We start from the raw sequence: 14,297 nt of genomic DNA on the forward strand, positions 1-14,297 counted from the left end.
CGTAGGTGGTGAAGCGGGGGGCGGGCACGGTCTCGGTCACGGCGGTCCTTCCGGCGGTACAGGTGTGCCGGCGGCGGGTGCGGTCTGCGAGCCCGCGGACTCCAACCGCGGCGCCCCGCCTCGCAAACGGGGCATGCCGTCATGGCCGGGCCGCACCCGCCGCCGGTCCGGTACCGCCCTCGTTCCGGCTGGGGCGACACCGGAGCTCACCCACCACCGGAGACGTCACCAAAGGCGGGAGAGCTGGAGCGGAAGGTAGAGGCGCAGCTTGTTTGCGTCGCGGCGGCAGGTCGGCTGATGCGTGCGGATGGAGCCCTTCCTTCCTGTGAATAACGCCCTCTTGCGATCCACAGGAAGGCCACTGTAGGGCGGTACACACGGAAGGGCGGTGTCTGTGGAAAACCACGACCGTCTGTTGTAGGGGCTGGCTCCCTCAGCTCGGAGCTTCCTCGCGCCTTCCTGCGAGCGTCGCCTTCTCACAACTCTTATCTGAACTTAGGAGGCCGCTTTTGCTCACCAGAGCTTGGCTCGATACTGGGACCGTGACCGGACGCCAAGGGGTGATGACGGCGCAGGAGACCCGCGCGCTCGTCAACGCCGCGCTCGCAGACCCCACTGTCGATCTCGCCACCCCGCTGGGGCTTTCGCTCGCGCTCCGCGAGGGCCTGCGCGCGACGGTCCTTACCTCGCTGTCCCGCGGGGATTACCATCCCGCCGTCGGCGACACGCCGGGGAGTCTCGCCTATCGGGACGGCGACCAGGTCAGCGTCGCCACACTCTCCCCAGAGTCCGAACTCCTCATGAGTGCCTATCTGGACCGATGAGGAGTGCCGAGGATCGAGAGGTGAGTCAGTATCCCCTCTGATTCGAGCGACGGCCTGCTCATGGGCTTTGGTCACGAGCTCATCTGGCCAAATGAGTGCGGCGTTGATGATGTTGCCGAGAGGGATGCATCCTTGCGTGCCAGGCGGTGACTCCGCCACTGGGTGACGCATGCTGTACTATTCCTCATGGCTGGGAGAGCGACCCAGCCGCCTGGGCCTGGGTGTAACAGATTCCTGTTGCTGTCGTACCTACTGGCGACGCCCGTTGCGCCCCGCCCGGGGAAGACCCGAAGAGCCCTGGGCGGAGCCTTGGGCGAGAAAGGTAGGCCCCATGTCGTACGACGACGTTGACCAGACACTGCAGCCCACCCTGTCCCTGGGGGATGCCGCGCTGCTCTCGGTCTTCGCCAAGCTGTTCAAGGAGCATGTTGTTCCCGCGATCGACGAGAAGATCGCGGCGGTCAAGGGCCCGCTCCTCGATGCGTACGACGGGCCCGACAGCACCAGTCGCGTCGATGCCAAGGTCAACGGCACAGCGGTCGCCACGCACACGGTGGCCATCTCCAAGGACAAGTACGTCGTCGACGACGAGGAGGCGTTCACCGCGTTCGCCGAGGACCGCGACGAAGCTGAGGTCATCATCCAGGCCCGGCCCGCCTTCCGTGACGCGATGCTCAAGCGTGCCGCCTACGACAAGGACAGCGGCGCCATCGTCGACAAGGTCACCGGCGAAGTGATCCCTGGCGTCAAGCGCATCCCCGGAGGCAAGCCCACCGGTTCCGTGGCCCTCCGCTGGAAGGAAGGCGGTCAAGAGGCCGTACTGGAGGCATTCCACAAGGGACAGCTCGATGACCTCTTGAGGGGTGTCCCGATGCTCCCCTCCGCGCCCACCCGCGACGGCGGCGAGCAGTAGCCGCGCACTGTCGCACGACGGCCCGGCTGCACCCCTCCGGCGGCCGGGTCCCTGCCCCAAGGACCAACGCCTTGTCCAGCCACACCGACATCGCACCGGCACTCGCCGGGCGCATATCCGACCGCGCGTTCCGCCTGTACTGCTTCCTCGTGCTGCGCAGCAAGGGTGGCTGGGTCACCGTCCAGGATGCGGCCTATGCCTGCAACCTGACCAACCACCAGGCTCGTGAACCGTTCTCCGAGCTCCGTGTCGCGGGCATGGCCGAGTCCCGACGCGTGTACGAGACGGGGGCTCACGGCCGGAAGACGTGGCACACCCACTTCCGGCTCACACCGGAGGCGAACAGCGAGGCAGCAGCGTGACCACCCGCAGCGCCGTGCGCGTCAACCGCCGCACCCACTTCGTCCAAGTCGAGTCCGCGACAGCACGTGACACCCGGCTCAGCTACCGCGCCCTGGGCCTCCTGACATACCTTCTCGACCAGAGCGACGACTGGCAGGTGCGCTCCGAACAACTCTCGCGCGGCGAGGGACGCGAAGGACGCGACGCCGTGCGTAAGGCCCTGCACGAGCTGGCCGCACACGGTTACTACCGGCTGGAACGGCGCCGCTTCCACGACGGCAAGCAGGCCATGGGCACCGCGATCAGCGAGTACCCGGTCCAGCAGTGGGCCGACGACTTCATCACCTTCGGCAAGAAGCTCCAGATCCCCGTCGTCGAGCAGGACGACGGCACCTTCCTCGTGAGCTATCCCGACGGCAGCCTCGGCACGGACGGCTTCACCCCGGCGCCCGACGACGCCCCGGACACCAGCGCCGGTGCGGACGCCCCCGAGCAGAGCATGGATGACTCCGACGCGGACACGGCCAGGCCGGAAGAGCCGCAGCGTGTGCTGCCACCAGCAGCCGCCCGCTCCGCGGCGAGGAGGAAGGATCCGCCCCAGGGCACCCCTGCCCCGGATACTGGGAAGAAGGCAGCCGAGGAGCCGATGGAGGAGACCGGCGCCGAGGAAGTGGCCAGCTGGTACTACGAGCATGCCAAGGCCCATCTCGGCCCGTACGCGGGCAAACAGAAGTCTCGCTGGTACCACGGCCTCCTCAGACTGACGCAGCAAGCGCTGGACGCCGGGTACACCCAGCGGGAGACCGCCAAGGCCCTTCAGCGAACGGGAGTGCACTTTCCCTCCGCGCACCAGTTCCAGCGCGCTCTGAGCGACGAGCGGAACAACAAGCCCGTACCTGGTCCGTACGGCGGCCGACCCGCCCCTTATAGCGACGCTGCCACCTGGGGGCGCATCAGCGAGCCGCCCCCGCCCGCGAGCAGAGACCCCGACGAGCCCGACCAGGCAGTGCAGTTCGGCATCGTTCCCGCATGACCAGGAAGGAGACCCTTGAACATCCTGGAAGCCCAGCACGGTGTCCCGGAGCGCGAGCCTCAGCGCCTGGGCGAGGTCACCGACCGCGTCTTGGAGGTCCTTCGCCGCGGCGGGGCGGACCTCTCGCAGCTCGGCGTGCCTGCCCCGCCGGAGTCCGACCCGCTGTTGTGGGAGGACGTGTCCATACCCCAGGCCCGCGCCCGCAAGAACGCCTGGATCACCAGCATGCGCGAGGCCGCGCACGACGACTACCTCAAGTGGAGGTTCACGGACCTGGACGCCAACCAGCACCCGAACGTGCTGGGCGGCTGGCTGGACTCGCTCGTCGAAGCCAAGCAGCACAAGGCGCGACCGGCCACCATGCACCTGATCGCACCAGGCAACATCGGCTCCGGGAAAACGACGGCCCTCGCCGCTCTCGGCAACGAGGCAAGCGAGCGCGGCTTGCTCGTCCGGTTCATCAAGCACACCACCTATCTCACCTGGCGCCGTCCCGACGGTGGCCCCGGCGACATGACGGCGTACGCAGCCCGCAAGCGTCACGTGGAGGCCGACCTGCTGATCCTCGACGAGCTGTGCGGCGAGATGGACGGCGTGGCCACCGAGTTCGCGCGGCGCGAGACGATCGACCTGGTGGACTCCCGCCTCTCGGCCGGGCGCCCGACCGCGTTCTCCACGAATCTGCGCCGCGATGGGATCGCCGCCGTTCTCGGTGAGCGGCTCCTCTCCCGCGTCGAGGACCGGGCATTCCTCGCGAAGATCCAGGGACCGGACCGGCGAACTCCGCGTACGCCGCTGGACTGGTGAAGAACACGATCCGCCGGACCTGATCGCACGTCACCGGCGTGAGCTGGCAAGACGCTATATCGTGGGAGCAACCCGAAGGGCCGATGAGCATAGGCCACTCGGGAGACCCGAACGGAAAGGACACGTCTTGCCCAAGCTGCCCACGGTACGTGCCATCACCCAAGGCGAGCGCGAACTACGCGACTGGCACCGGAACCTGCGGATCGGAGCTGCCACCGCAGGGTTCGGCATGATGCTCGCCTCCCTCTACCAGCTCCACTGGGCGGGCACTCTTATCGGATTTCCTCCCTTCGCAGCCGCGGCGATGGCCGGATCGCTGGAACTGTTGTTGGCGTTCAACGCCGGCGCGGTCACCACGATCCGCCGCCGCACCGACGGCCACGAGGGCGGCTACTTCTGGAGCCTGTGGGCGATTTTCGGATTCTTGCTGTGCATTTCGATCGCCGCGAATGTCGGGCACTGCCTGGTCGCGCTGTCCCAGTGGTTCGCGGCCGGTGCCGCGCCTGCCGTTCTCGTCGAGCACCAGGTGTACGCGTACGTGGTCGGCGCTGCCGTCGCGGCGATGGTGCCGCTCGGTGGGAGCTTCGGCCTGCACATATCCGGCTTCGTCCGCAAGCACGGAGCCGGGTCGGACTGGGTGGACGAGGACGGCACAGGGGCCCTGCTCGATCCGCTGTCCCCGGCGACCACGCCGAGACGTCCGTCGGCAGCCGCGCCATCGGCGTGCGGGTCGTCGTCCGCAGACACGCTGCCCCCGGCGGGGGCGATCGTGGCCACCCGGCCACGGGGGAAGCAGGATGACGCCCCGGCGGCAACGCCGGAAGTCCCGGTACCCCCGCTCCCTGCCGGAGAGACGGAGGAATCGCAGGCAGAGGACGCGCCGCAGCTCAACGAGTCGAGCATCGTCAGCGAGGAGGAGCTGTACGCCGAGTACAAGGCGGCCCGGAACAGGGGCGAAGAGCACCGCCTTGGTCCACGCGGTGACCTCAACCCCTCGCAGCTTGGCCGCCGACTGGGGCAGAGCCCGCAGAACGGCCGGAAGAACGTCGGCCCGCGCTTCGAGCGGCGTTATGAGGCGGAATTGCTGGCGGAGAGCGGCAACGGAGTGGACATGAACGGCCTTGGCCCCCAGAGCGGAGCAGCCCCAGCTTCCTGACGTTCCACATCTACAGACTCATAGCGGCGGGCACACCAGGAATTCGGGGTGCCCGCCGCTCTTCTGTGCCCGGGATTGACCTTGGGCGGGGATAGCCTAAAATGATACAGCGCGCGTCAGAGAGCGAAGTTAAAGCCCTGCGCGCCGCACCATCCGCGGGAGAGCAACCCGCGGGAGACCCGACGTGAAAGGCATCGCCTTGGCTGGCACCACCGCGCCGCAGCGCGCACGCGAGAGCCGGAAGCCGACCGGCAAACCCAACCCGCCGATCGTGCTGATGACCGGGCCGGAGAAGACCGGCAAGAGCTACGAAGCCGCGCTCGGCTCCGCCTCGGACCTGATCGGCATGACGTACTGGATCGAGATCGGCGGCACCGAGGGCACCGCCGACTACTACGGCCGCATCCCCGGTGCCCGGTACGAGATCGTCCCGCACGACGGCTCCTACCAGGACATCCTCGACGCGATCCGGTGGGTCATCCAGCAGCCGCGCAATGACGACAGACCGAACATGCTCGTCATCGACTCCATGACCTGCCTGTGGGACATGCTCAGCGACGAGATCGCCCTGTTCGCGCGGCGGCGCGCCGTGCGTAAGGCACAGGAGAACCGTCGCCGCCTTCCGACCGCAGACGACCCGGTCGTCATCGACTCGGACCTGTGGAACCGCGTCAAGGACCGGTGGGGAGAAGTCCTGTGGCTGCTGCGCCGCCACGCCGGACCGTGCCTGCTCATAGCCCGGCAGGAGATCGTCACCGCCTTCGAGAACGACAAGCCCACCCGGCACACCACCCGCAAGGTCAAAGCGGAGAAGAACCTCCCCGCCGCAGTGGACGCGATCGTCGAGCTGCACGCGCTCGGCGAGGCGTACCTGACCGGCGTGCGCACCCTTCACATGCCGATCAAGCCGGGCGAGACCCAGCGGTTTATGGACTTCGGCGTGGACGCACTCCTGCGCCGCCTCGGACTGGAAGAAGCGGCCGAGACCCGCTCGGCGTCCGAGCTGCGGCCGGACGGCGATCTGGGGGGAGAGGACCGGCGGACCGGACAGGCAGAGGCCCGCACCGAGGCAGCACTCACCTCCGAGCAGGCGGCCGAGGTGGTGCGGCGCGCGCTGATGGACCCCACCGACCCGCAGGCCGCGCTTCACGCTCTGCGGGAGGAGTACGGTCGGCGCACGCTCCAGGCCGTGCCGACACGCACACGGTGGGGACAGATGAGCGCCGACAAGCTGATCACCAAGTCCCTCGGCCATCTCCAGGAAAAGGCTGCCCACACGGCTGGTGAGCCAGAAGAACGGTCCAGCACCATGGCGACCGGGACCGCGCAGGCATCCACGAGCACCGCAGAACCGGAGCCCGCTGACGACCATGCTCCGCCGCCCCCGGACCCGGCTGTAGAGCAGTCCGCGCAGGAACGGCCAGAGGACAGCAGCGAAGCCGAGGAGCCCCAGGACCTTCCGCGCCCCAGGGCCACCCGCGCACAGCGCATGACGACCCAGGCGATGACGGTGCTGCTCGCCGAGGCCGACATCCAGGCCCGCATCCTGGGCGTGCCCACAGAGGACCACCTTGCCCCGGCCGCCGGGCCCCACGGGAATCCGGCGATGGCGAAGCTCAAGGCACTCCTCGCCGAGCACAAGGACGCCGTGATCGCGCGCCTGGACGAGACGGGCCAGACGGGGATCGCCGACGCCTACCGCAAGGCGCGACAGCCCGAGCTGAAGATCGTCGAGATGTTCCGCCCGCTCTACGACGACCTCGCCATGGCCGGTTGACGTGACGTGACGCCCAACGGCAGGTCGGAGGGGCCACCTGGATCTTCCTCTGCCCCCGGCGCCACGTCAGGCGCGCCAGCGCCCCACCAAGGCGCGCGGGCGCCTCGTACTGCGGTTTCTGGTGGCGCGCCACCGCAGTCGAGGAGCGCGCCACCAGTCGGCCCCAGAGGCGCGCGTCGGCTCACCCCTGTAGCGCGCTCCTGGCGCGCCCAGCGCGCCGCCCGGGAACCTGACGGAGCGCGCCACGTGGGCGCGCCCTCAAGTAGCGCGCAACACTTTCTGACCTGGTGTTTCGCCAGGCACGCCCCGATGGTGCGCCCCGCATCCGGGGTGCCCGCAGCCCTGGCCGGGGGAATCTCGTCCAGGCGCGCCACTGACAGCGCCTCCTGAAATGACCCAGGGCGCGCCCGATCGCGATCGGGCGCGCCCTCGGCTAGCGGGGTCTGATCAGCTCGTTCCCCGCGCTTGCGTACGGCGCTGGAATCGGCGCTGCCGGCGCACCTCCTCGCGCGCCTTGCGCGCGTCCTCCCGCACCGCGCTCCGCAACTTCGAGAACTCCTCCGGGTGCGCTTCGACGAGCAGCCGCATCGCCTGGAGACGGTAGTTAGGGGTAGTCGGCATCCGCCCCCACCGCGCGACCGCGTAGTTGAGCGTGTACTGGAGAAACCTCAGCTCCGCCTCCAGCCGCGAGCGGAACTGCGCGACCCGGGCAGCACGTGCCGTGCGTGACTCACCCGCCACGGTGGGCAAGTACTCCTCCGGAGTGCGGTGCATCCGCTCCGACAAGGCGCGTGTGCGGGGAGCTACGTCCAGGGAGCGGAACGCCAGCCCCTGGACGTAGTTGTGGCCGCTGCGGGTTTGCCCGGCGGCCTGCTGCACGAACGCGGCCCACTCCCCGGCGAACGCCTCGTCGTCGAGCTGCGCGAGGTACTCGGCCTCTTCGTCAGCGAGACGTTCGATCGCGCCCACAATGGGCTGACGCGCCGCCTGGAGCTGCTGGCGGAAGGCGTTCATGCGGGCCTGGTACTCGCGCTTCGACTCGCCGTCCCGGCGGGGCAGCACGGTCTTGATCTCCCGGGCCGCGCGGTCGGCCGCCGTCAGAGTCCGGGTGGCCAGGTCCGGCGAGCGGAAGCCCGCCGCCTGCACGTCGCGAGGCACCTGACGGTCGACACCGCCGAGCACGTACGTCGCCCACGCCTCGAAGAACTCCTGGTGCGACATCTGCTTGAGGCGCTTGATCTCTGCCGAGATCTTCTCGGCAGAGGGCTGCGCGTCGGCCATTCCCGCGACTCCTCCTGGTCGATTCGACTCGCTGCTCCCAAGCCGTCATGCCGCGCTCGGCAGCCGGTACGCAACTCGATGGCCGCTTCGCGACCGAACCACTCCGTGTGCCGGGTCATCGCAGGAGCAACCGCTCACCGGCCCTGGGCGCTCTGCACGCGCGCAGTGGTCTTGAGCCGGGATCTGCCGGTCGACCCTGGAGGAAAGGAAACCAAACTCCCAGAACCGGCAGCGACTCTCGACGCAGTGGTTCGGCGGCGAAGCGGCCACCTGAGTGCGGATTGTACCCGCCGCCGGCCGGGACGACCGTCCCCGCGGCGTCAGGCAGCCCGCTGCGGTATCTCCGGGCTCGTCGCCGATTCGATAGCCGGAGCGACCTTGCTCGGCTTCCAGATCAGGTCGTACGTAGCCTGGGAAGCGGCCAGGACGGAGCCGAGGGTGGCCAGCACCGTTCCGTGCTGGAACTGCTCCCAGCCGCCGGAGGCCGCGACAGTGACGACCCCGGCGGCCAGGGCGAGGACGACGGCGATCACCTTCTTCACTCCCGCCGACCAGGCAGGGCGCTGCACGATCGCGGTGAGCAGGGGGAGGAGGGCGCCGACCTGGGCGCCAGTGGTGACGGAGTCGAGCGTAGACATGGCTAGACCTTTCGGCACGGGTGTACGGACCGGCAGAGCATGGAGCGGGCGAGGGGCTTATGTCCCCGGGCGTGCCTACGCGGCATCCGACGGTTCGACATCGGCGGCGATCTCATCGGGCGGAGCGGGCGCCGGGCGGCGCAGGGTCTCGCGGATCAGCGTGCGCAGGTCGTGGATATAGGCGACGGCGGCGGCCTTCCATCGGCGCCACTTGCGCTGCTCTTCTTGGAGGCTCTCGACCTTCTGTTCCAGCATGACGTGCCGGGCTTCCAGGGTGGTGACGCGTTCGACGGTCTGGGCATGAACCGCGCGCTGCTGCTCCAGCAGATCAGTGAAGCCGGACGTGACGGTGCGCATCGCGTCGACATACGTCTGTGTCTCCGCAGTGTCGGCGTGGAGCTGCGCGGCACGCTCATCGGCCTGCGCCTTGCGCCGGTTCTGGCGGTAGACCAGCCACGCTCCGCCCAGTGCGCCGGTCATGCCGAAGAACGGTGCGAGCACGGGCGCCAGGCCCACGAGCCATTCCACGGGATTCTCCTGGCGGTCAGGGGGGAGAGCGGGGACTCGCGGGGGTCGGCGAAGCCCCGCTCAGGGGCAGGCTGCACGGTGCGGCAGTCGGTTCGGTTACGTCGAGGGCTCGGCTTCCTGCTGGGCAAGATCTGTGATCGGGGCTTCACAGCGGGCACAGATCACGAGGGCGAGGTCACCAGTGGGGTCGGTGTAGACGACGGTGTCGAAGGGCTTGCCGAGGTTGGGGCATGTCGCGGTGCGGCACACGGCGGTACAGCGCATGGAGGGGGGCGGGGTTTCGTCCTCGGTCGCTTCCATGAGGCCGAGCCTGGGGTCGCGAGGGCGCTTGCGTCGTGGGGTCAGCTGCCGATCACCATCCAGTTCACGTACGTGCGTATCGCGTTGCTGCGGTTCACCCACACCGTCAGACCGTGGGAGGTCACATCGGTGACGGCGACGCCGCGTACGGTGGCGCCGACGACGGTGGTGTCGAGGGTCGCGAAGCCGTGGAAGTGATCGCCGCGTACCGACAGACCGGTGATCGTCAGCGGGGTCGGTTTGTCCGGGGTGGGGGTGATGCCGACGCGGCCTGTGGCGATGCTCCCGGCCGTCAGGAGTCCGCCGACGTGCGTGTGGTCGGCCCCCAGGTTGATCTCCGTCCCCGTGCCGTCACCGAGGGCGGAGTAGAGGTTGATCTGAGCCCCACCGTAGGTGGGGTAGCTCCCGGAGCGCAGTATCAGCTCGTACCGTCCGCCACCGGCTGTCGTGCCGAAGAGCAGGCCGGCCTGGTCGTAGATCTGAGCGCCCTCGGGCGGCTCGACGGGGGAGAAGCGCAAGGAGCCGTCGGACAGGATGCTGTAGCAGGGGTCGTTGTCATCCGGTGGTCCGTAGCTGACGATGCCGGGCTCGGTGTAAGGGCCGACTGCCGGGCCGACTGTGGTGCGCAGGCGTCCGGTGCCGTCGAGCAGGTGGTATCCGCCGGGTGAGATGCGGGAGAGCACGGCGCTGCTGGAGTCGGACAGGGTGAACTGTCCGTCGGCGAGGCGCACTGTGGCGCCGTCCTCGGTGACGGAGGAGACGGTGGAGCCGGTGATGGTGGAGCCAGTGATCGTCTTTCCGGTGATGGCATCGGCGGCGAGTGCGTGTGCGGTGATCGCTCCTGCTTGGATCTTCCCGGCGGTGACGGAGTTGGCGGTCAGCTTGTCGGCGGTGACCGACAGCGCGGCCAGCTCGCGGGCGGTGACCGCGTCGGCGGCGATCTTCCCGGCTGCGACGGAGTCGGCCGCGAGCGCGTCGGTCTGTACGGCACCGGCGACCAGGTGGTGGGCCTGGACGGTGTCGGGTGCGATGGCGTCGGTGCCGATCGCGTCGGCGGCGACCTTGGCTGCGCTCACCGCATCGTCGGCAAGCTGGAGTTCGCCGACGACGCCTTCGAGCAGGTCCTGGGAGACGGCGCGGCGCGGTGTACCCGGCGCGGGCGGGGACGGCGGTCCGGTGAGGGCGGCGGTGGTCGCGGCGACGAGCCGCACCCACACGGGGGTGTAGGAGTCGAGGGCAAGGGTGAGGGCGTCTCCGGCCGGATTGGTGAGGGTGGCCGCCAGCGTGCCGGACCCCGGCTCGAAGTCGTCGGTGTCGCCGAGGTGGATCTGGATGAGCGCGAAGTCGCTGGGCGTGGTGTAGGAGTCCTCCCACTGTCCGTCCCAGGCCACGGTCAGCCCGGCGAGCGCTGCCGTCACGGTCGGAGCGGTCGGGGTGGGCGGAGGCGGGGTGTTGACCGGCACGACGGCGACCGTTCCATCGGGCTGTACGCCGATGGAGCCGCGCAGCTCCCCGTCTTCGTCGTAGATGTCCAGCGCCCCGCCCTGGATGCCGGTGTAGCTCGCCTGGGTAGTGCGTTCCAGCGCGGAGAGGCGCCGGTCGAGGTCGGCGAGGATCTTGGCGAAGCGGCGGGCTTCGACCTGCTGGTCGAGGTAGGTGGCCATGCGCGGGGTGTAGACCAGCCGTGACTCTTGTGTCGTGCGGTTGCTTCAGTAGTGGAAGCTGTCGCTGCGTTTGAGGGTGAGCACGCAGCGGCCGTCTGCGCTGATCTCGTCGGCGGTGATGCGGTGCCACACGTCCACATCTCCGACCCAGGGGACGTGGACCTGGACGCGGATGTCGTCGCTGAGCTGCCAGGAGCCGAAGCGGGCGTTCGGGTGGTCGGTGATCTCGATGGCGGGGATCTGGAGCGCGGCGGTGCGACCGGCCAGCTCCCGCTCGCCGCGGGTGCGCAGGGCCTTGGCGGAGGAGAGCGTCTTGTCGGTGACGGTGGCCACGCGCCGCAGACGCCTCTTGTCGTAGCGGTGGACCTGGGCGCGTTTCATCTTCGCGCCTTCGCCCTTGCCCAGGACGATGACCTCGTTGGCGAAGTCCTCGCCCATCCCTTCGGGCTTGGCGAGGGCGGAGATGTTCTCGCCGTCGGCGAAGCGCAGGTCGTCGCGCTTACGGCCCAGGCGGGGTCTGCCGAGCCGGATGCGGGAGTCGACGGCGTTCCCGCCGTCTGCCCAGGTGTGGGTCTCGAGCCAGTCGAACGGCTGGTCGCGGGCCAGCGCGTCGAGGGCCTGTCCGCAGTCAGGGTTGTCCCACCAGGCCAGCTCCCAAGGGTCCTTGCCATCGGCGGTGCCGAGGAGTTCGCCGAGCTTGTGCCGGTCGATCTTCAAGCCGATGTTGCCGTACGGGCGGGACTGCACGTGCTTCCAGATGGCGCGGAACGCGTCGTAGGCGTCGATGCGTGGCCCGCCGTACGGTTTCGGCGGCGGGGGCACCTTGTGTTTGCCCTTCTGCCCGTCGACCCAGCCGTCGTGGTTCTTGTCCTTGCCTGCGTAGGGGTCTTTCGGTGTGATGAGTTTGCCGGAGATCAGGTGGTCCTCGAACGGGATGCCCTGGGGGTAGCTGGACATGCCCTCGCAGGTGACGGTGTACTTCGCGCCGTCGTAGCTGGTCTTGGTGACCACTCCGCCCCAGCGGATGTGCCCGTCGATCTCCAGGTACAGCTTCGTCGCCCACTCGTGCAGGAGCGGCATTCCGTCGTCGCCGCGTATCCGCGCGTACTCCGGTTCGATCGCGCCGGCCATCGAGCCGGGCCCGGACAGCTCGCGCTGTGGGCTGGAGGAGAGCGTGAGCGGCACGTCCCAGTCCAGGATGTCCTCGCTGAGGACGCGGGCGGCGATGAAGCGCCAGCCGCGCATCAGACCGCGTCCTGGTCGGGGTCCTCGACGAATTCGATGTCGCAGAACACGGTGGCGCCGCCGTCGGCTTCCAGTAGACCTTTGAAGCCGGGTTCACCGGCGCCGTGCATCACCAGGTCCTGCACGGTGCCGCGCAGCTTCGCCGGGATGGAGACCGTGCCGCCGCCGACGAATGTGAAGCGCTGGTGCGATCCGACCCAGTCGCAGTTGAACCGGGTCCAGGGGGTGCGCCGGGAGCCGATGGCGGCCCGCAGGTAGCCGTAGGAGTCCTTCGGGTTGCGCTGATCGAGTCCGGCCCAGGTGGCGATGATCGTCGCGGAGGTGGCCCATTCCGGGATCTCGATGTCCCAGCGGGCACCCTGGGGAAACTCCTCGTGCTCGGGGAGCTTGATGTTCCCGACAGCGTCCGGCGTGCTCCACACCCCGCGCAGCGCCCTCACCACGCGGCGGCGGCGCGGGGCGGCCATCTCTCGCAGATCGGTGATCACGGACTGGGTGACTGACCTGGTGCCCGCAGGGAGGTCGATGCGGGCGAGGGTGATCGCCGAATCCTGGGGGCGAACCTGACGCACGCTCGTAGTCGTCTTCGGCACGCCGGAGATGACGCGGGTGAACACGTACGGGCCGGCGGCCGGATCCTCCGGCTGCGGCCACGTCTCCCCGTAGGAATAGGGGTTCTCGATGCGCGCCACGATCAGATCGGAGCGCCCGTGGGCGCCGGTCGCGGCGATCGGCACTTCGTCCGCCGTGGGCAGCCGGGCGGCGTACGCCTGGTAGGCGGCCCCGGGAGCGCGGTTGAGGACAGCGCAGGCGCCGGGGAGGACCTGCACGGCCGCGGCGGGAGCCTTCAGGGCACGCACTCGCAGATCGCCCGCGCCGATGATGCCCTCGGCGCCGCCGAACGCCGCGTACGCCAACAGCCGGGCCACCTCGCTCGAATGCTCGGCCCCGCCTTCGGTGAACCAGGGCACGCTGTCCCACATCGCTTCTTCCCTCCGGTTGCTCTCGTCGCCGGAGGCTGCGTCAACGGCCGGGTTTGTGTCGCGTGGGCCGCGCGGCTGACATGGTGCGGGATGTGGTGTCAGAACGGGACGTGGCCTCACTCGATCGAGTCTGGCGCCTGCCACTGCTCAGCAGCGGCGCCTACCGTTGCAGGGTGACCGCGATCGAGCCCCACGAACGCCGCCTCACGAAGGTGTTCGCCCACGAGGCCGGGGGATGCTGGCCAAGGTGGCGGGCCGCCCAGCCCCGCCGGTCGTGCTGCTCGCCCGAGCCCGCCGGGCCTTCGCTCTCACCGGACTCGTCAGTGCCGTCCTCGCCGAGCACGCGGCTCCGGGCGCGCGACGCCTACGACCTCGGCGACAGATTCGCCAGCGCGGCCTTCGTGGCGCTCGATCCCGTGGTCGGCCCGGAGCTGCCTGTCACCTACCGCGCTGAGCCCCAGCACAGTGAGGCCCGAGAGGCGGCGAAGTTGCTCGGCGCCAACCAGTCGACGATCAGCAGGGCCCTGCGGGAGCGTGGCCGAATGAGGACAGACGCAACCCACTCCACTCCACGAAGAAGGGGCAGCACATGAGGGATGAGGTGAACCGGCGGCTCGTTCTGGGCGTGGCCGGGCCAGTGCTCGCCGGTCTGCTGGTCTTCGCTGCCATCGTCCTGCCTGGTCACGGGCTCAGCTTCACCCGCTTCGGGGTAGCCGCCGCGTCCTTCCTGCTCACATCCCTCGGCGTCAGCGCCTTGGCCAACTGGCTGCTTTCCAGGCGGCAGGAGCGCCTGACTCGCGGATGAG

15 protein-coding genes are annotated in these 14,297 nt (G+C 69.3%); 8 read left to right on the plus strand and 7 right to left on the minus strand.

Annotated features, from left to right (window positions below):
- Window positions 1-542 precede the first annotated feature (542 nt).
- The 7 genes from G5C65_RS05775 (at window position 543) to G5C65_RS05805 (ending at window position 6,852) form a co-directional block, all read left to right on the plus strand.
- A complete protein-coding gene (locus tag G5C65_RS05775; protein ID WP_165297530.1) occupies window positions 543-824 on the plus strand; it encodes a hypothetical protein in 282 nt (93 codons plus the stop codon).
- A gap of 331 nt (window positions 825-1,155) precedes the next feature.
- Window positions 1,156-1,737, plus strand: a complete 582-nt coding sequence (locus tag G5C65_RS05780; protein WP_165297531.1) for a hypothetical protein — start codon at window positions 1,156-1,158, stop codon at window positions 1,735-1,737.
- 71 nt (window positions 1,738-1,808) lie between these two features.
- Window positions 1,809-2,099 carry a hypothetical protein gene (locus G5C65_RS05785; protein WP_165297532.1) on the plus strand — a complete coding sequence of 97 codons (291 nt, stop codon included), beginning with the start codon at window positions 1,809-1,811 and terminating at the stop codon, window positions 2,097-2,099.
- Window positions 2,096-3,112, plus strand: a complete 1,017-nt coding sequence (locus G5C65_RS05790) for a hypothetical protein (RefSeq protein ID WP_165297533.1) — start codon at window positions 2,096-2,098, stop codon at window positions 3,110-3,112. The genes G5C65_RS05785 and G5C65_RS05790 overlap by 4 nt, the downstream gene beginning before the upstream one ends.
- 15 nt (window positions 3,113-3,127) lie before the next feature.
- Window positions 3,128-3,919 carry a P-loop NTPase family protein gene (locus tag G5C65_RS05795; RefSeq protein WP_165297534.1) on the plus strand — a complete coding sequence of 264 codons (792 nt, stop codon included), beginning with the start codon at window positions 3,128-3,130 and terminating at the stop codon, window positions 3,917-3,919.
- Between the two features lie 127 nt (window positions 3,920-4,046).
- On the plus strand, window positions 4,047-5,075 hold the full coding sequence (locus G5C65_RS05800; RefSeq protein ID WP_165297535.1) for a hypothetical protein: 1,029 nt from the start codon (window positions 4,047-4,049) through the stop codon (window positions 5,073-5,075).
- A gap of 199 nt (window positions 5,076-5,274) precedes the next feature.
- Window positions 5,275-6,852: a hypothetical protein gene (locus tag G5C65_RS05805; RefSeq protein ID WP_165297536.1), complete on the plus strand. Its 1,578-nt coding sequence runs from the start codon at window positions 5,275-5,277 to the stop codon at window positions 6,850-6,852.
- 447 nt (window positions 6,853-7,299) lie between these two features.
- Here the strand turns inward: G5C65_RS05805 and G5C65_RS05810 are convergent, their stop codons facing one another.
- The 7 genes from G5C65_RS05810 to G5C65_RS05840 form a co-directional block, all read right to left on the minus strand.
- A complete protein-coding gene (locus tag G5C65_RS05810; RefSeq protein WP_165297537.1) occupies window positions 7,300-8,133 on the minus strand; it encodes a hypothetical protein in 834 nt (277 codons plus the stop codon).
- A gap of 320 nt (window positions 8,134-8,453) precedes the next feature.
- Window positions 8,454-8,771, minus strand: a complete 318-nt coding sequence (locus tag G5C65_RS05815) for a hypothetical protein (protein WP_165297538.1) — start codon at window positions 8,769-8,771, stop codon at window positions 8,454-8,456.
- Between the two features lie 75 nt (window positions 8,772-8,846).
- Window positions 8,847-9,299: a hypothetical protein gene (locus G5C65_RS05820; RefSeq protein ID WP_165297539.1), complete on the minus strand. Its 453-nt coding sequence runs from the start codon at window positions 9,297-9,299 to the stop codon at window positions 8,847-8,849.
- A gap of 96 nt (window positions 9,300-9,395) precedes the next feature.
- Window positions 9,396-9,599 carry a hypothetical protein gene (locus G5C65_RS05825; RefSeq protein WP_165297540.1) on the minus strand — a complete coding sequence of 68 codons (204 nt, stop codon included), beginning with the start codon at window positions 9,597-9,599 and terminating at the stop codon, window positions 9,396-9,398.
- Between the two features lie 41 nt (window positions 9,600-9,640).
- Window positions 9,641-11,263, minus strand: coding sequence for a hypothetical protein (locus G5C65_RS05830; RefSeq protein WP_165297541.1), 1,623 nt, complete (start codon window positions 11,261-11,263; stop codon window positions 9,641-9,643).
- A 45-nt stretch (window positions 11,264-11,308) separates the two neighbouring features.
- Window positions 11,309-12,508, minus strand: a complete 1,200-nt coding sequence (locus tag G5C65_RS05835; protein WP_165297542.1) for a hypothetical protein — start codon at window positions 12,506-12,508, stop codon at window positions 11,309-11,311.
- On the minus strand, window positions 12,508-13,491 hold the full coding sequence (locus G5C65_RS05840) for a hypothetical protein (protein ID WP_165297543.1): 984 nt from the start codon (window positions 13,489-13,491) through the stop codon (window positions 12,508-12,510). The genes G5C65_RS05835 and G5C65_RS05840 overlap by 1 nt, the downstream gene beginning before the upstream one ends.
- A gap of 589 nt (window positions 13,492-14,080) precedes the next feature.
- On the opposite strand from G5C65_RS05840, the gene G5C65_RS05845 reads away from it, so the two are divergent.
- On the plus strand, window positions 14,081-14,296 hold the full coding sequence (locus tag G5C65_RS05845; RefSeq protein ID WP_165297544.1) for a hypothetical protein: 216 nt from the start codon (window positions 14,081-14,083) through the stop codon (window positions 14,294-14,296).
- Window position 14,297: the final 1 nt, after the last annotated feature.

This window comes from Streptomyces boncukensis, from assembly GCF_011045075.1.
In the GTDB taxonomy this organism is placed as follows: Bacteria; Actinomycetota; Actinomycetes; order Streptomycetales; family Streptomycetaceae; genus Streptomyces; species Streptomyces boncukensis.

What these genes read in the sequence shown, in the direction of transcription:
- G5C65_RS05780 (WP_165297531.1), top strand. Translation starts at nt 1,156, where the DNA reads ATGTCGTACGACGACGTTGACCAGACACTGCAGCCCACCCTGTCCCTG.
- G5C65_RS05810 (WP_165297537.1), bottom strand. Translation starts at nt 8,133, where the DNA reads ATGGCCGACGCGCAGCCCTCTGCCGAGAAGATCTCGGCAGAGATCAAG.
- G5C65_RS05815 (WP_165297538.1), bottom strand. Translation starts at nt 8,771, where the DNA reads ATGTCTACGCTCGACTCCGTCACCACTGGCGCCCAGGTCGGCGCCCTC.
- G5C65_RS05825 (WP_165297540.1), bottom strand. Translation starts at nt 9,599, where the DNA reads ATGGAAGCGACCGAGGACGAAACCCCGCCCCCCTCCATGCGCTGTACC.
- G5C65_RS05830 (WP_165297541.1), bottom strand. Translation starts at nt 11,263, where the DNA reads ATGGCCACCTACCTCGACCAGCAGGTCGAAGCCCGCCGCTTCGCCAAG.
- G5C65_RS05835 (WP_165297542.1), bottom strand. Translation starts at nt 12,508, where the DNA reads ATGCGCGGCTGGCGCTTCATCGCCGCCCGCGTCCTCAGCGAGGACATC.
- G5C65_RS05840 (WP_165297543.1), bottom strand. Translation starts at nt 13,491, where the DNA reads ATGTGGGACAGCGTGCCCTGGTTCACCGAAGGCGGGGCCGAGCATTCG.
- G5C65_RS05845 (WP_165297544.1), top strand. Translation starts at nt 14,081, where the DNA reads ATGAGGGATGAGGTGAACCGGCGGCTCGTTCTGGGCGTGGCCGGGCCA.